This window comes from Variovorax sp. Soil_C_17, assembly GCF_057657265.1.
Genome location: NZ_JBDGIT010000003.1, coordinates 303006 through 317726 on the forward strand (window position 1 = coordinate 303006; position 14721 = coordinate 317726).

Annotated in this window: 16 protein-coding genes and 1 tRNA gene; 10 read left to right on the forward strand and 7 right to left on the reverse strand. The window is 67.7% G+C overall.

All coding sequences use genetic code 11. The annotated features are described in order from the left end of the window. The first annotated feature begins 40 nt into the window (after window positions 1-40). The gene (locus AC3A6Y_RS16540; RefSeq protein ID WP_487869323.1) at window positions 41-1048 is read left to right on the forward strand and encodes an AAA family ATPase; all 1008 of its coding nucleotides are present in this window, start codon (window positions 41-43) and stop codon (window positions 1046-1048) included. A 127-nt stretch (window positions 1049-1175) separates the two neighbouring features. Continuing rightward, the gene (paeA, locus tag AC3A6Y_RS16545; RefSeq protein WP_487869324.1) at window positions 1176-2498 is read left to right on the forward strand and encodes a polyamine export protein PaeA; all 1323 of its coding nucleotides are present in this window, start codon (window positions 1176-1178) and stop codon (window positions 2496-2498) included. On the opposite strand, the gene AC3A6Y_RS16550 is transcribed toward paeA, so the two are convergent. Together AC3A6Y_RS16550 and AC3A6Y_RS16555 are read right to left on the reverse strand one after the other, a co-directional pair. Further along, window positions 2495-3139 (reverse strand): lytic transglycosylase domain-containing protein, encoded by a 645-nt coding sequence (locus AC3A6Y_RS16550; protein ID WP_487869325.1) that lies wholly within the window; start codon window positions 3137-3139, stop codon window positions 2495-2497. The two genes, paeA and AC3A6Y_RS16550, sit on opposite strands and share 4 nt — an antisense overlap. Further along, window positions 3136-4881, reverse strand: coding sequence for a proline--tRNA ligase (locus tag AC3A6Y_RS16555; protein WP_487869326.1), 1746 nt, complete (start codon window positions 4879-4881; stop codon window positions 3136-3138). The genes AC3A6Y_RS16550 and AC3A6Y_RS16555 overlap by 4 nt, the downstream gene beginning before the upstream one ends. A gap of 123 nt (window positions 4882-5004) precedes the next feature. Here AC3A6Y_RS16555 and AC3A6Y_RS16560 point away from each other — a divergent pair, with 123 nt between their 5' ends. Both AC3A6Y_RS16560 and AC3A6Y_RS16565 read left to right on the forward strand, forming a co-directional pair. Beyond that, entirely contained in the window at window positions 5005-5664 is a 660-nt protein-coding gene (locus AC3A6Y_RS16560) for an RNA pyrophosphohydrolase (RefSeq protein WP_487869954.1), read from the forward strand. After that, window positions 5651-6205 carry a CNP1-like family protein gene (locus AC3A6Y_RS16565; protein ID WP_487869327.1) on the forward strand — a complete coding sequence of 185 codons (555 nt, stop codon included), beginning with the start codon at window positions 5651-5653 and terminating at the stop codon, window positions 6203-6205. Before AC3A6Y_RS16560 ends, AC3A6Y_RS16565 begins: the two co-directional genes overlap by 14 nt. A 4-nt stretch (window positions 6206-6209) precedes the next feature. Here the strand turns inward: AC3A6Y_RS16565 and proB are convergent, their stop codons facing one another. From proB to rplU, 4 genes are all read right to left on the reverse strand, one after another. Continuing rightward, window positions 6210-7340, reverse strand: coding sequence for a glutamate 5-kinase (proB, locus tag AC3A6Y_RS16570; protein ID WP_487869328.1), 1131 nt, complete (start codon window positions 7338-7340; stop codon window positions 6210-6212). A gap of 16 nt (window positions 7341-7356) precedes the next feature. Beyond that, window positions 7357-8409: an Obg family GTPase CgtA gene (cgtA, locus tag AC3A6Y_RS16575; RefSeq protein WP_487869329.1), complete on the reverse strand. Its 1053-nt coding sequence runs from the start codon at window positions 8407-8409 to the stop codon at window positions 7357-7359. A gap of 68 nt (window positions 8410-8477) precedes the next feature. After that, entirely contained in the window at window positions 8478-8735 is a 258-nt protein-coding gene (gene rpmA, locus AC3A6Y_RS16580) for a 50S ribosomal protein L27 (RefSeq protein ID WP_487840664.1), read from the reverse strand. A gap of 12 nt (window positions 8736-8747) precedes the next feature. Next, entirely contained in the window at window positions 8748-9059 is a 312-nt protein-coding gene (rplU, locus tag AC3A6Y_RS16585; RefSeq protein ID WP_106556579.1) for a 50S ribosomal protein L21, read from the reverse strand. A gap of 181 nt (window positions 9060-9240) precedes the next feature. Here rplU and AC3A6Y_RS16590 point away from each other — a divergent pair, with 181 nt between their 5' ends. The 5 genes from AC3A6Y_RS16590 (at window position 9241) to AC3A6Y_RS16610 (ending at window position 11797) form a co-directional block, all read left to right on the forward strand. Next, window positions 9241-10233, forward strand: coding sequence for a polyprenyl synthetase family protein (locus tag AC3A6Y_RS16590; protein ID WP_487869330.1), 993 nt, complete (start codon window positions 9241-9243; stop codon window positions 10231-10233). A gap of 52 nt (window positions 10234-10285) precedes the next feature. Next, a tRNA-Pro gene (locus tag AC3A6Y_RS16595) sits at window positions 10286-10362 on the forward strand. A 204-nt stretch (window positions 10363-10566) separates the two neighbouring features. After that, the gene (locus AC3A6Y_RS16600) at window positions 10567-10980 is read left to right on the forward strand and encodes a DUF3574 domain-containing protein (RefSeq protein ID WP_487869331.1); all 414 of its coding nucleotides are present in this window, start codon (window positions 10567-10569) and stop codon (window positions 10978-10980) included. A 45-nt stretch (window positions 10981-11025) separates the two neighbouring features. Further along, window positions 11026-11325, forward strand: a complete 300-nt coding sequence (locus AC3A6Y_RS16605) for a DUF2277 domain-containing protein (protein ID WP_487869332.1) — start codon at window positions 11026-11028, stop codon at window positions 11323-11325. 64 nt (window positions 11326-11389) lie between these two features. After that, window positions 11390-11797, forward strand: a complete 408-nt coding sequence (locus AC3A6Y_RS16610; protein WP_487869333.1) for a PaaI family thioesterase — start codon at window positions 11390-11392, stop codon at window positions 11795-11797. Window positions 11798-11989: 192 nt separating this feature from the next. On the opposite strand, the gene AC3A6Y_RS16615 is transcribed toward AC3A6Y_RS16610, so the two are convergent. Next, the gene (locus tag AC3A6Y_RS16615; RefSeq protein ID WP_487869334.1) at window positions 11990-12205 is read right to left on the reverse strand and encodes a thrombospondin type 3 repeat-containing protein; all 216 of its coding nucleotides are present in this window, start codon (window positions 12203-12205) and stop codon (window positions 11990-11992) included. 187 nt (window positions 12206-12392) lie between these two features. Here AC3A6Y_RS16615 and pbpC point away from each other — a divergent pair, with 187 nt between their 5' ends. Then, window positions 12393-14615, forward strand: coding sequence for a penicillin-binding protein 1C (gene pbpC / locus AC3A6Y_RS16620; RefSeq protein ID WP_487869335.1), 2223 nt, complete (start codon window positions 12393-12395; stop codon window positions 14613-14615). The last annotated feature ends 106 nt before the right edge of the window (window positions 14616-14721 follow it).

Consider the following 14721-nt stretch of genomic DNA (forward strand, 5'->3'; position numbering starts at 1 on the left):
GGCTTATGCTGTGCAAAAGTGTGTGCTATCGGAGGTGTCCATGGATTCCCGCTCAACCCGCGACCTGGTTCCAGCATCCACGTCGTCCTTCCGGCTGCCGGTGGCGCACTTGCGCAGCGTGTTCCGCACGCACGATGTCGAGCGCAAGCTCGCCAAGCTCCCCGAACGCGACCACGAACACCTGCGCACCACCTACGAGCGCATGCTCGAGCGCGGCCCCGAACGCTTCCAGGTCAAGCCCAGCGGCGTGCCCGAAATGGCCGCCCTCTATGCCGAGCTGCCCAACTTCACCGACGTGCTCGACGACGTGCGGCGCCATGTCGCGCTGGCGCAGGACAGCCGCGACGGCCTGGAGGTCACGCCCATGCTGCTGCTCGGGCCGCCCGGCATCGGCAAGACCCATTTCGCCAAGCGGCTGGCCGAGCTGCTGGGCACCGGCATGTCGCTGGTGCCGATGAGCTCGATGACCGCCGGGTGGCTGCTCTCGGGCGCCTCCTCGCAGTGGAAGGGCGCCAAGCCCGGCAAGGTGTTCGAGGCCCTGGTCGATGGGCAGTACGCCAACCCGGTGATGGTGGTCGACGAGATCGACAAGGCCGGTGCCGACGTGCAGTACGACCCGCTGGGCGCGCTCTACAGCTTGCTGGAGCACGACACCGCCCATGCCTTCGTCGACGAGTTCGCCGAGGTGCCGATCGACGCCAGCCAGGTGATCTGGGTGACGACGGCCAACGACGTGCGCGGCATTCCCGAGCCGATCCTCAACCGGATGAACGTGTTCGAGATCGACGCGCCCTCGCCCGAGGCGGCGCGGCAGATCGCGCGCCAGCTCTATGCCTCGATCCGCGAGGGCCACGACTGGGGCCGCCGGCTGGCCGAGGAACCTTCGGCCGACGTACTCGACCAGCTGGCCGCGCTGGCGCCGCGCGAGATGCGGCGCGCGCTGATGACCGGCTTCGGCAATGCCCGCCTGGCCGGGCGCGATGAGGTGCACGTCGAGGACTTGCCGCGCACCGGCCCGGGCCGCAGCCGCATCGGCTTCGTGCAGTAGCGCGGCGGCGCCGGGTGCTGCTCACTGGAGTACCTTCGCCTTCGCCTTCGCCTTCGGCTGCGGTGCTATTCGCCTTCGGAGCGGCCGTGCGGCTCATGGCACCATGTCGGTCTTCCCCGGCCGACCCATGACGCTGACCCAAAGCCTCCTCATCATCGCCCTCCTGATCGCGACCAGCGCCTTCTTCTCGCTGGCCGAGATCTCCCTGGCGGCCTCGCGCCGCCTGCGGCTGCGACAGATGGCCGACGAGGGCGATGCGCGCGCGGAGCGCGTGCTGCGCATCCAGGAACAGCCGGGCCACTACTTCACCGTGGTCCAGATCGGGCTCAATGCCGTGGCCATCCTCGGAGGCGTGGTCGGCGAAGGTTCGCTCAGTCCCTACTTCGCGCGGCTCTTCGAGCTCTGGTTCACGGTCCAGACAGCGCAGACTGCCGCGTTCCTGGCTTCCTTCGTCACCATCATCGCGGTGTTCCTGGTGTTCGCCGACCTGTTCCCCAAGCGCCTGGGCATGAACGACCCGGAGCGCCTGGCGATGCGCATGGTCGGTCCGATGCAGATGCTGATCACCGTGATGAAGCCGCTGGTCTGGCTGTTCACCCACTGCACCGACCTGCTCTTCAAGCTGCTGGGCTTGCCCATGCAGCGCGACGACAAGATCACCTCGGCCGACATCCTGGCCATGACCGAGGCCGGCGCCCGCGCCGGCATCCTGGCCGTGCGCGAGCAGCAGGTGATCGCCAACGTGTTCGAGCTCGACACGCGCCTGGTGAGCAGCGTGATGACCTCGCGCGACCGCATCGCCTGGTTCCAGAAGGACGACCCCGAGGCAGTGCTGCGCGCCCGCATCGTGGCCGAGCCCTTCTCGGCCTACCCGGTGTGCGAAGGCGACATCGACCACGTGCTGGGCTACGTGGACGCCAAGGACATGTTCCAGCGCGTGCTCAGCGGCCAGCCCCTGGCGTTCGGCCAGGGGCTGCCATTGCACAAGGCGCTGATCATTCCCGACCGCCTCTCGCTCACCGAGGTGCTGGAGCAGTTCCAGCAGGCGCACGAGGACTTCGCGATCATCGTCAACGAGTACGCGCTGGTGGTGGGCGTGATCACGCTCAACGATGTGATGAGCACGGTCATGGGCGACCTGGTCGGCGTGCAGGACGAGGAGCAGCAGATCGTCCGGCGCGACGAGAACTCATGGCTGATCGACGGCGTGACGCCGATCCAGGACGTGCAGCGTGCCCTCGACATCGACGAGCTGCCGCATGCCGACGAGTACGAGACCTTGGCCGGCTTCCTGATGGTGATGCTGCGCCGCGTGCCCAAGCGCACCGACACCGTGAGCTGGGGCGGCTTCACCTTCGAGGTGATGGACGTGGACAGCCACCGCATCGACCAGGTGATGGTCACGCGCGGCGGCGCGGTGGTCGCCACGCCCGCGGCCCTGGTGGGCTAGCCGCGGTCGTCGCGGCGGTCGTTGAAGACCCAGAGCCGCTGGTTGGAGAACACGGCGTTCGGGTATGGCGCCCGGCCGCGGCTGCCGTTGTAGCGGCCCAGCGTCATGAACAGATCGCCGGCCTCGCGATCGAGGTAATGGCGCAGGATCACGCAGCCGAAGCGCAGGTTGGTCTGCATCCGGAAAAGAGTCGAAGAGTCCCCGTTGCCGATCACGCGCGTCCAGAAGGGCATCACCTGCATGAGGCCGCGGGCGCCGGCACTCGACACGGCGAACTTGCGGAAATTGCTTTCGACCTGGATGAGGCCGAGCACCAGGCTGACTTCCAGACCTGCACGCTTGCTCTCGTACCACACGGTCTGAAGGAACTCGATGCGCTCCTGATGCCCAGGAATCTTCTTCTTCAGACGCTCGCTCATTTCACCCAGCCAGCGCAGGAAGGCGAGACGCGAGGCCGTGTCGCTGAATTCCGGCTTCGGCGGGGCGCTGCTGCGGATGGCCATGCTCAGGGCGTTGCGCACCGAGTCGATCAGGGGCTCCTCGATCTGCGCGCCGGCATGGGCGCGGCCCGGCAGCAGCGAGAGCGGCAGCGCTCCGGCGGCAGCGCCCGCCAACAGGCACGAGCGCCGGGACAGGCTCATGCAGCCAGCTTGCCCTTGATGAACCCAGCGACCTCGGCCACGGCCACCTTGGTGGCTGCCGTGTCGCGCCGGTGCTGGTACTCGAACTGGCCGTCCTTCAGCCCGCGATCGGAGATGACCACGCGGTGCGGCACGCCGATCAGCTCCCAGTCGGCGAACATGGCGCCGGGACGCTCCCCGCGGTCGTCGAGCAGCACGTCGACACCGGCGCCCAGCAGCTCGCCGTAAAGCGCCTCGGCTGCCTGCCGGACCTCCGCGCTGCGGTCCATGCCGATCGGGCACAGCACCACGGTGAAGGGCGCGATGGCGTCGGGCCAGATGATCCCGCGCTCGTCGTTGTTCTGCTCGATCGCGGCGGCCGGCAGGCGCGAGATGCCGATGCCGTAGCAGCCCATCTCGAGGAACTGCGGCTTGCCCGACTCGTCGAGGAAAGTCGCGTTCATGGGCTTGCTGTACTTGGTGCCGAGCACGAACACGTGGCCGATCTCGATGCCGCGCTCGATCGCCAGCACGCCCTTGCCGTCGGGCGAGAGGTCGCCGGCAACGACGTTGCGCAGGTCGGCCACCAACTCGGGCTCGGGCAGGTCGCGGCCCCAGTTGACGCCGGTCATGTGAAAGTCGAGCTCGTTGGCGCCGGTGATCCAGTCGGCCATCACCGCCACCTCGCGGTCGGCCACCAGCTTCACGGGCTTCTTCAGGGCGAGCGGGCCGAGATAGCCGGGTTTGCAGCCGAAGTGCTCGTCGATCTCGGCATTGGTCGCGAAGCGGAAGCCCTGGTCCAGGCCCGGCACCTTGCTCACCTTGACTTCGTTCATGTCGTGATCGCCGCGCACCAGCAGCAGCCAGAGCTGGGAGCTCTCGACCTGGCCGTTGGCGCCGAGATTGTCGGTGGCCAGCACCAGGGACTTGACTGTGGTCGAAAGCGGCACACCCAGCAGCTCGGCGACCTGCTCGCAGGTGGCCTTGCCCGGCGTGGGGGTCTTGGCCAGCGCCTGGGTCGCCGCCGGCCGCGGGCCGGCAGGGGCCAGCGCCTCGGCTTTCTCCATGTTGGCCGCGTAGTCGCTGCCGGGGCAGTAGACGATCGCGTCCTCGCCGGTAGCGGCGATCACCTGGAATTCCTGGCTGACGTCGCCGCCGATGGCACCGCTGTCCGCGGCCACCGCACGGTAGCGCAGGCCGAAACGGTCGAAGATCTTGCGGTAGGCGTCCGCCATGACCTGATAGCTGGTCTTGGCGCTTTCGAGGTCGCGATCGAAGCTGTAGGCGTCCTTCATGATGAACTCGCGCCCACGCATCAGGCCGAAGCGCGGACGGCGCTCATCGCGGAACTTGGTCTGGATCTGGTAGAGGTTCTTGGGCAGCTGCTTGTAGCTGCGGATCTCCTGGCGGGCGATGTCGGTGACGACCTCCTCGCTGGTCGGCTGCACGACGAAGCCGCGCTCGTGCCTGTCCTTGATGCGGAGCAGCTCGGGGCCGTAAGCCTGGAAGCGGCCGCTTTCCTCCCACAGCTCGGCCGGCTGGACCACCGGCATGGCGAGCTCGACGGCGCCGGCGCGGTTCATCTCCTCGCGCACGATGGCCTCGACCTTGCGGATCACGCGCAGCCCCATGGGCATGTACGTGTAGATGCCGGTGCCCAGTTTCTTGATCATGCCGGCGCGCATCATGAGCTGGTGGCTTGCAACTTCGGCGTCCGCCGGCGCTTCCTTGAGGGTGGAGATAAAGAATCGGGAAGCTTTCATCGGTCGCGCAGAAATGGAATCCAGGTAGGAGAGGAACGCCCGGCGGCGCCCCGGAACCGGTCGCTTTGCCGAGGGCGACCCGGCATGCATAATCGACTCAGTTCAAAAAATTGGGGTTTGATTATGCTCGACCGCGACGGCTTCAGGCCCAACGTCGGCATCATCCTGCTCAACCAGAAGAACCAGGTTTTCTGGGGCAAGCGCATCCGGACCCATTCCTGGCAGTTCCCGCAAGGCGGCATCGATCGCGGCGAGAGTCCCGAACAGGCCATGTTCCGGGAGCTGCACGAAGAAGTCGGACTCCATCCGGAGCATGTGCGCATCGTGGCCCGTACCCGCGACTGGTTGCGCTACGAGGTGCCGGACCGGTTCATCCGCCGTGACGCACGGGGCCACTACAAGGGCCAGAAGCAGATCTGGTACTTGCTGCAGTTGATCGGCCACGATTGGGACCTCAACCTTCGCGCCACCGATCACCCTGAATTCGACGCCTGGCGCTGGCACGACTACTGGGTCCCGCTGGACGTGGTGGTCGAGTTCAAGCGCGGTGTCTACGAAATGGCGCTGACCGAACTGGCCCGCTATCTGCCCCGGCAGGATTTCCGCAACCGTTTCCTGCGCAGCAACGTGCGCGCTCGCGAGTTCGAGCGCCATCCGCATGGCGCAGGCCATGAAACCAACTTCGAATTGCCTCCCGGGGCGAGCTTCGATCCGAATCCCAATGCCCCTCATCCTGCGCCAGATCCGTCTTCGACCAACGACCCTCTTCATGCGCCGCGCTAGGCCGGCGCTCGCGCTCGTCCTGGCGGGCGTCCTCGCCGGTTGCGGCTCGACCCCCAGGGACACCGACAATCCGGACTGGGCCCAGGCCGGCATGCCGCCGCCGCCCAAGGTGACCGCGCAGGCCGACGAATGGAAAGAGGCCGAGGTGCCGCCGCCTCCTGCCTTCAGCGAGAGCCGGCTGATCCAGATCGAGATGCCGCCCTACTCGACGCTCAAGTTCGGCGTCGACCCGGCCACCCTCAGCGTGACGGGCGATGGTGTCGTGCGCTATGTGGTGGTGGCCAGCAGCAAGACCGGCGGCGGTGGCACCAATGCCTTTTACGAAGGGATCCGCTGCTCCTCGGAGGAGGTCAAGCAGTATGCCCGGTACAGCCAGGGCGCCTGGCAGATCGTGAAGACGGCGGAATGGAAGCGCATCGACGACCGCACGCGCTATGCCAGGGAGCTGTCGCGGCAAGGCGTCTGCCGCGACCACGCACCTCGCGCCTCGGTGCGCGAAATGCTCCAGCAGATGAAGAATCCGCTGCGCGAGCTCCCCTGAGCGTTCAGACGGGCATCAGGACCATGTTGTCCCGATGCACCATCTCCGGCTCCGCCGCGTAGCCGAGCAGGCGCTCGAATTCGGCCGAGGGCTTGCGGCACAGCAGCCGCGCCTCGGCGCTGGAGTAGTTGGCCAGGCCGCGGGCCAGCTCGATGCCTGCGGCGTCCCGTACGGCAATCACGTCCCCGCGCGAGAAGTCGCCCTCGACCCCGGTCATGCCGATGGGCAGCAGGCTCTTGCCCTCGCCCCGCACCTTGGCGGCGGCGCCGGCGTCCACCGTGACCGAGCCGCGCAGCTGCAGGTGATCGGCCATCCAGCGCTTGCGCGCCTGGTGCTTGGCAGTCTGCGCCACCAGCAGGGTGCCGATCGACTCACCGCGCGTCAGGCGCAACAAGGCGTCGGGCTCGCGGCCCCAGGCGATCACGGTCGAAGCGCCCGAGCCCGCGGCACGCTTGGCGGCCAGGATCTTGGTGATCATGCCGCCGCGGCCGATGCTGCTGCCTGCGCCGCCGGCCATGGCCTCCAGCGCCGCATCGCCCGCCGCAGCCTCATGCACGAAGCGCGCGTCCGGGTCCTTGCGCGGGTCGGCGGTGTAGAGTCCCTTCTGGTCGGTCAGAATTACCAGCGCATCGGCTTCCACCAGGTTGGCGACCAGCGCGCCCAGCGTGTCGTTGTCGCCGAACTTGATCTCGTCGTTGACGACGGTGTCGTTCTCGTTGATGACCGGCACCACGCCGAGCGCGAGCAGGGTCATCAGCGTGGAGCGGGCGTTCAGGTAACGCTCGCGGTCGGCCAGGTCGGCGTGGGTGAGCAACACCTGGGCGCTGCCCAGGCCGTTCTCGCGCAGCTTGGTCTCGTAGATCTGGGCCAGGCCCATCTGCCCCACGGCGGCAGCGGCCTGCAGTTCGTGAACTTCGTGCGGGCGCGTGCGCCAGCCCAGGCGCTTCATGCCCTCCGCGATGGCGCCGCTGGATACCATCACCACCTCACGGCCATCGCGCACCAGGGCCGCGAGCTGGCGGCACCACTCGCCGATGGCCTGATCGTCCAGGCCACGGCCTTCGTTGGTGACCAGGCTGGAACCCACCTTGACCACGAGGCGGCGGGCGTCGCGCAGGACGGTAGAGGCAGTCATCGGCGTGGCAGACATATCAGGCGAAACGCGGATCGATCTCGGCGGGGGGTTGCTCGGCCGCCTGCTGCGCCTTGACATGCTGGTAGACCGACTGCACCAGCGTCTCGCAGCCTTCACGGGTCAGCGCGGAGATCTCGAACACGGGACCCTTGAAGCGCAGGCGCTTGACGAAATCCTTCACCTTCGCGGCCCGCTCCTCGATCGGAATCATGTCCAGCTTGTTGAGCACCAGCCAGCGCGGCTTCTCGTAGAGCGCGGGGTCGTACTTCTTGAGCTCGCCGACGATGGCCTTGGCCTGTGCGACCGGATCGGTGTCGTCGAACGGCGCGAGGTCCACCACGTGGAGCAGCAGGCGGGTGCGCTGCAGATGGCGCAGGAACTGGTGGCCCAGGCCCGCACCCTCGGAGGCGCCTTCGATCAGGCCCGGCAGGTCGGCGATCACGAAACTCTGCTCCGGACCCACCCGCACCACGCCCAGGTTCGGGTGCAGCGTGGTGAAGGGGTAGTCGGCAATGCGGGGGCGCGCATTCGACACCGCGCTGATGAGGGTGGACTTGCCCGCATTGGGCATGCCCAGCAGGCCGACGTCCGCCAGCACCTTGAGCTCGAGCTTGAGGCTCTTGCGCTCTCCGGGCCACCCCGGCGTCTTCTGGCGCGGCGCGCGGTTGATGGCGCTCTTGAAGCGCAGGTTGCCAAAGCCGCCGTCGCCGCCCTTGGCGATGATGGTGACCTCGCCCGGCGTCAGCAGCTCGAACAGAACCTCGCCGGTCTCGACATCGCTGATGATCGTGCCCACCGGCATCTTGAGCGTGATGTCGTCGCCGGCGGCGCCGAACATGTCCGAACCCATGCCGTGCTGGCCGCGCTTGGCCTCGTGGCGGCGCGAGAAGCGGAAGTCCACCAGCGTGTTGAGGTTGGGGTCGGCCACCGCGAAGACATGGCCGCCGCGGCCGCCGTCGCCGCCGTCGGGGCCGCCGAATTCCTTGTACTTCTCATGGCGGAACGACACGCAGCCGTTGCCGCCATCGCCGGCGGCGATGTCGATGAAGGCTTCGTCGACGAACTTCATGAGATGTCCAGTTTACAAATGAAGAAGCCCCGGCAAAGCGGGGCTTCGAGCGGATCGAAGTGACGGGCTCAGGCCGGCGTCACGTTGACCGTTTGCTTGTTGAGCGCGCCCTTGGTGCCGAAGGACACATGGCCGTCCACCAGGGCGAACAGCGTGTGGTCCTTGCCCACGCCGACGTTGGTGCCGGGGTGGAACTGGGTGCCGCGCTGGCGCACGATGATCGAGCCTGCGCTGATCAGTTCGCCGCCGAAAGCCTTCACGCCGAGCATCTTGGGCTTGGAATCGCGCCCGTTTCGCGTAGAGCCGCCGCCTTTTTTCTGTGCCATGGTGTCAGCTCCTTAGCCGGCAATCGCGCCGATTTGCAGCTCGGTGAACTGCTGGCGATGGCCTTGACGTTTCTGATAGTGCTTGCGACGGCGCATCTTGAAGATGCGGACCTTGTCGTGCTTGCCATGCGACAGCACGGTGGCTGTGACCGTTGCGCCGGACACCAGGGGCGTACCGACCTTGAGAGCGCTGCCGTCGCCGACTGCAAGCACTTGGTCGATCACGATTTCCTGGCCTACGTCCGCAGCAATCTGTTCTACTTTAATTTTCTCGCCGGAAGCAACGCGATACTGCTTGCCGCCGGTTTTTATGACCGCGTACATGTAAACCTCTTGAGGAAGATGGCTCCGCGGCGAATTCCGCAGAGCCCAAGATTCTAGCACGGCAAGCGCTTTGCGCCATAGACGCCGGCCCAGGGGCATGGCCCATGCACCCGGCTCCCTATAATCTGCGCGTTCCGGCCCCGGCCGGCCACTCCCCCAGCAGCGCACGAGCGCACTCGCCTTGTCAGTTCCCCCCGCCGATAACTCCCCCGCCGCCGCCGTGCTCAGCCTGATCGCCGAGGACATGGCCGGGGTCGATCTCGTGATCGCCCGCCGCCTCGACACCGGCGTTCCGCTGGTGCGTCAGGTCTCCCAGTACATCATCTCCGCCGGCGGCAAGCGCCTGCGCCCGGCTTTGCTGCTGCTGATGGCGGGCGCCCTGGGCTACCGCGGGGAACAGCGCTTCAACCTCGCTGCGGTGGTGGAGTTCATCCATACCGCGACCCTGCTGCACGACGACGTGGTCGACGAATCCACGCTGCGGCGCGGCCGCCCCACCGCCAACGAGTCCTTCGGCAACCCCGCCAGCGTTCTGGTCGGCGACTTTCTCTATTCCAGGGCCTTCCAGATGATGCTGGACGCCCAGAATATCCGCGTCATGGAGATCCTGGCCGACGCCACCAACGTGATCGCCGAGGGCGAGGTGCTGCAACTGATGAACATGCACGACGCCTCGCTCGACGAGGAGGCTTACCTGCGCGTGATCCGCTCGAAGACAGCCAAGCTGTTCGAGGCCAGCACCCGCCTGGCCGCGGTGCTCGCAGGTGCCGCGCCGGAAACGGAAGAAGCTTGCGCCGCATACGGTCAGGCCCTCGGCACCGCCTTCCAGGTGATCGATGACGTGCTCGACTATGCCGGCGATGCCAACGAGACCGGCAAGAACGTCGGCGACGACCTGCGCGAAGGCAAGACCACCCTGCCGCTGATCCTCGCCATGCAACGGGGCTCGGCGGCGCAGCGCGACCTCGTTCGCGCTGCGATCGAGGCCGGCGACACGACGCAACTGCCGCAGATCGTCGCCATCGTCCGTGAAACCGGCGCGCTCGACGCTACGCGTGATGCCGCCGCGGCCGAGGCGCAGCGTGCGATCGATGCACTCGCCGGCTTTCCCGCGAATCCGCACTCCGCGGGTTTGCTACAATTGGCGGCTCAGTTGCTGGAGCGACGCGCCTGATACCTCACGATGTGAGGCCACCAAGGTCGAATCCTTTTCTCGCAACCACCATCGGGGTGTAGCTTAGCCTGGTAGAGCGCTACGTTCGGGACGTAGAGGCCGGAGGTTCGAATCCTCTCACCCCGACCAGATTGATTGCTGAATCCGCCCCATCGCGCGGACTTCGGCAGAGGCAGCGGAGGCGCAGTTACGATGCGTCGAATCCACGACTTCCGCCGCCCAGCATGACGAACGTCTACTCCCCAAACAAGATCGCGGCTTCGCCTGCCGTCAGCGAGCAGACGCGCGCCCTCGACACACTGCTGCTGCCGGTCTGAAGACCGCGCGAGTGTCATGCGCCTCGCCCGCATCACACTGGTCGCCAGCCTCCTCGCCGTGCTTGCCGGCTGCGCGCCCATGCAGCGCAGCGGCTGCGAAGACACAGAACAGGCCTTCGTCCACGACACGCTGTACTTCGGCACCGGCAAGCCGCGCGGCGGCGTGGTGACGCCCGCGGAATGGAGCGAATTCCTGAAGAGCACCGTCACGCCGCGATTCCCGCAAGGCCTGACCGTGTCGCCCGCCTCCGGCCAGTGGCGCGGCGCCGACGGCACGATCGTGCAGGAGGCCTCGCAGGTGCTTCAACTCATCCATCCCGACGACGCAGCCAGCGAGAAGGCGGTGCAGGCGCTCGTGGCCGCGTACAAGGCACAGTTCCAGCAGGAAGCCGTCCTGCGCGTCAAGGCGCGAACCTGCGTATCCTTCTAGCCTTCGCCGCAGACCCCGCCGATCCATCCATTCCATAGAGCGACCATGTGTCGAAACATCAAGACCCTCTTCAATTTCGAACCGCCCGCGACGGATGAGGAAATACGGTCCGCCTCGCTGCAATTCGTGCGCAAGCTCAGCGGCTTCAACAGCCCCTCGAAGCTCAACCAGGAGGCTTTCCATCGCGCCGTTGAAGATGTCGCGAGTGCGGCGCGCGTGCTGATCGATTCGCTGGTGACCACCGCCGATCCGCGCGACCGCGAGATCGAAGCCGAACGAGCGCGGGCCAGGTCGGCCAATCGATTCGGAACGCAGTCCTACAGGCCCCTGAAGGCAGACGCATGAGTGATCGAAGCGCGTCTCGTGCGTCGAAGCGAGAACATCGAACGAACACGAAGAAGGGCGTCCCATGAGCATCCCCTCCGTCGAAGCAGTCCAGCAAATCCTGGATCCGGTCTTTCCCGGCCTCATGGGCGTTCGCCTCCTCACGCTCGAGCCCGAGCGCGTGGTCGCGGAACTGCACGTGCGCCCGGACCTCTGTACCACCGGCGGCGTCCTGCACGGCGGTGCCTACATGGCCTTCGCCGACACGCTTGGCGCGATCGGCACGGTCATCAACATGCCGCAGGGGAAGCGGACGACGACCACCGACTCCAGCACCAAGTTCATCGGCAGTGCGCGCGTCGACACCAAGGTCACCGGCGAGAGCATCGCCCTGCACCGGGGCCGCACCACGATGGTGTGGCAGACCACGGTCCGTTCTGCCGAGGGCAAGCTGTGCGCCGTCGTCACGCAGACGCAGCTCATCCTGGACTAGCAGAGCAACCGTTGTCGAATCCCTTTGTTCTGGAAGGCGGCTTTCAGTGCGGCACGGTCCGATGATCCGGCGCGCGTCGCCCCGCGCTTGCATTACTGGGAGTCGAAGCGCCTGCCCTGGGTGCATTTCGCCGACGACCTGCCGCGCCATCCGGAATTTCCGCTTCAGGAGTAGCGCGCAGGGCACCCACGCTCAATAGCGGTTGGGATTGTTCGGGCGGCTGTCGTAGCGGTTCGGCACGCCGTCGTTGTCGCGATCGCGGTCGTACCGGTTGGGCACGCCGTCGCGATCGCGGTCGCGGTCCGCATAGCCGGCGTGCGGCGGGGGCCGGCCGCTGTCATAGGGCACCGCCACGCAGCCAGCCAGGACGGCGGATGCGGCGATCAGCAGGGCAGCAAGTGTTTTCATGCGTTCTCCTTGGATGACACGATGTGCCTCCACGATGCGCGCCGCGGAGCTGCCGCCAACCGCCACCCGCGCCCGTTCGAAAGTAGGTGCGAACCGCATTCGCATGCCGGGCAGGCCTCTCTGTCCATGGATGCCACCCCCTCGCGACAAGGCACCGTGGTGCCGCCTGTGGCAAGCTAGCGGCCCCATGCCGCGCACTCGAAACGCTTTCCTGGCGCTGAGCCTGCTTGCCGCCCTGGCCGGACCGGCGCGCGCGCTACCGGCCTTCGAGGAGGTGAAGCGCGACTTCCGTCCCTCCGACGTTCAGGTGCTCGACCGCGACGGCGAGTTGCTGCAGCGCGTGCGCACCGATGCCCGCGTACGTCGCGGCCGGTGGGTCGCGCTGGCAGAGGTGTCGCCGGCCTTGCGCACCGCCATGCTCCTGAGCGAAGACAAGCGCTTCTACGAGCACAGCGGCGTCGACTGGCGCGCGGTCTCGGCCGCTGCCTGGGGCAATCTGTGGAACACGCGCACGCGCGGCGCCTCCACGATCACCATGCAGCTTGCCGGCCTGCTCGATGACGAGCTGCGGCGCGGAAGCGGCGGGCGCGACCTCGCGCAGAAGCTGGGGCAGACCGTGGCGGCGCAGCAGCTCGAGCGCCGGTGGCGCAAGGACCAGATCCTCGAGGCCTACCTCAACACCGTGCCGTTCCGCGGTGAGCTCGTCGGCATCGATGCGTTGTCGCGCACGCTCTTCGGCAAAGCGCCGCACGGGCTGGATGCGCGCGAAGCAGCGGTGGCGGCCGCGCTGGTGCGCGCGCCCAACGCGAAGCCGGCGCTGGTCTCGCAACGCGCTTGCGAGGTGATGCGCGCCATGGCAGTCGGCGCCAGAGTGGATTGCGAGGCGTTGGACATGTTCGCGAGTGCGGCCCTGCAACGCAGGGCCTTCGAGGCGAGCGAAGGCATCGCGCCGCATCTGGCGCGGCGGGCTTTGAAGGAGTCCGAGGCGCTATCGAGCGCCAATGCCCTCGCCCCGACACCCTCCCGCAGTAAGCGGGAGCAAAGCGGAGACATCCGCACCACGCTGCGGGCGCCGTTGCAACGCCTTGCGCTCACGACCTTGCAGCGCCACCTGAAGGAGCTGCGCGGCCGCAACGTCGAGGACGGCGCGCTGGTGGTGCTCGACAACGCCAGCGGCGAGGTGCTGGCCTGGATCGGCTCCTCCGGCACGCTGAGCCGCGCAGCCGAGGTCGATGGCGTGCTCGCGCAGCGTCAGCCGGGCTCCACGCTCAAGCCCTTGCTCTATGCGCAGGCGATCGCCGAGCGACGGCTCACCGCGGCCTCGCTGCTCGACGATTCCTCGGCCCAGATCAGCACCGCCGGCGGCCTCTACGTCCCGCAGAACTACGACCGGCAGTTCAAGGGACATGTCTCGGTGCGCACTGCGCTCGCGGCCTCGCTCAACGTGCCTGCGGTTCGCACGCTGGTGATGGTGTCGCCGGAGGCCTTCGCGCGGCAGTTGCGCGCGGCGGGGCTGGGGCTGGCGCAGAGCGGGGACTATTACGGGTACAGCCTGGCGCTGGGGAGCGCGGAGGTGTCTCTGCTGGGCCTGGCCAATGGGTATCGAGCCTTGGCGAATGGGGGGAGGTTTGGGGAAACGCGCATCTTGCGAGCGCCCACGCCCTCGCCCCAGCCTTCTCCCGCCAGCGGGAGAGGGAGCGAAGCGCGCGCGATCGATCCGCGCGCGAGCTTCATCGTGGGCGACATCCTGAGCGACGCCAACGCCCGCGCCCCCACCTTCGGCCTGGACAGCGTGCTCGGCACCCGCTTCTGGAGCGCGGTAAAGACCGGCACCAGCAAGGACATGCGCGACAACTGGGCCGTGGGCTGGTCCGAGCGCTACACGGTGGGCGTGTGGGTGGGCAACGCGAGCGGCGCGCCGATGTGGGACGTGAGCGGCACCAGCGGCGCCGCGCCCGTGTGGGCCGATCTCATGGCCTTCCTGCACCGCAGCGAAGCCAGCCGCGCGCCCGCGCCGCCGGCGGGCGTGGTGCGCGCGCACGTGCGCTTCGGCGAGGGGCTCGAGGCGGCGCGCGACGAATGGTTCATCGCCGGCACCGAGCAGGCCCGCTTCGAGCTGCCGGCCGACGCTGCCGATCCGGCGCCGCGCATCACTGCGCCCACGGACGGCACCATCATCGCGCTCGATCCCGACATTCCCCCGCGCCACCAGCGCGTGCGCTTCGAGGCGCAAGGCAGCGGCGTCGCCTGGCGCATCGACGGCAAGCCCTTCGCGCGCGGCGCCGCCGCGCAGTGGCTGCCCTGGCCCGGCCGGCACGTGGTGGAACTGCTCGACGCGCGCGGCCGCGTGGTGGACCAGGTCAAGGTCGAAGTCCGCGGCGCGGGCGTGAAGAGCACAGCGGCCAGATAGCCTGCGCAGCACTGGAAATCTCGGGAAGAGCGGCGACTGGTGCGACTTCGCCGCCACCTCCACGAACTTCGGGCGCCGCTGCGCCCGGCCGAGTCGAGACCGGCAC

Bases quoted from the DNA above. Each gene is read 5' to 3' on its own strand.
- AC3A6Y_RS16540 (WP_487869323.1), top strand. From the start codon at position 41: ATGGATTCCCGCTCAACCCGCGACCTGGTTCCAGCATCCACGTCGTCC.
- paeA (WP_487869324.1), top strand. From the start codon at position 1,176: ATGACGCTGACCCAAAGCCTCCTCATCATCGCCCTCCTGATCGCGACC.
- AC3A6Y_RS16550 (WP_487869325.1), bottom strand. From the start codon at position 3,139: ATGAGCCTGTCCCGGCGCTCGTGCCTGTTGGCGGGCGCTGCCGCCGGA.
- AC3A6Y_RS16555 (WP_487869326.1), bottom strand. From the start codon at position 4,881: ATGAAAGCTTCCCGATTCTTTATCTCCACCCTCAAGGAAGCGCCGGCG.
- AC3A6Y_RS16560 (WP_487869954.1), top strand. From the start codon at position 5,005: ATGCTCGACCGCGACGGCTTCAGGCCCAACGTCGGCATCATCCTGCTC.
- AC3A6Y_RS16565 (WP_487869327.1), top strand. From the start codon at position 5,651: ATGCGCCGCGCTAGGCCGGCGCTCGCGCTCGTCCTGGCGGGCGTCCTC.
- proB (WP_487869328.1), bottom strand. From the start codon at position 7,340: ATGACTGCCTCTACCGTCCTGCGCGACGCCCGCCGCCTCGTGGTCAAG.
- cgtA (WP_487869329.1), bottom strand. From the start codon at position 8,409: ATGAAGTTCGTCGACGAAGCCTTCATCGACATCGCCGCCGGCGATGGC.
- rpmA (WP_487840664.1), bottom strand. From the start codon at position 8,735: ATGGCACAGAAAAAAGGCGGCGGCTCTACGCGAAACGGGCGCGATTCC.
- rplU (WP_106556579.1), bottom strand. From the start codon at position 9,059: ATGTACGCGGTCATAAAAACCGGCGGCAAGCAGTATCGCGTTGCTTCC.
- AC3A6Y_RS16600 (WP_487869331.1), top strand. From the start codon at position 10,567: ATGCGCCTCGCCCGCATCACACTGGTCGCCAGCCTCCTCGCCGTGCTT.
- AC3A6Y_RS16605 (WP_487869332.1), top strand. From the start codon at position 11,026: ATGTGTCGAAACATCAAGACCCTCTTCAATTTCGAACCGCCCGCGACG.
- AC3A6Y_RS16610 (WP_487869333.1), top strand. From the start codon at position 11,390: ATGAGCATCCCCTCCGTCGAAGCAGTCCAGCAAATCCTGGATCCGGTC.
- AC3A6Y_RS16615 (WP_487869334.1), bottom strand. From the start codon at position 12,205: ATGAAAACACTTGCTGCCCTGCTGATCGCCGCATCCGCCGTCCTGGCT.
- pbpC (WP_487869335.1), top strand. From the start codon at position 12,393: ATGCCGCGCACTCGAAACGCTTTCCTGGCGCTGAGCCTGCTTGCCGCC.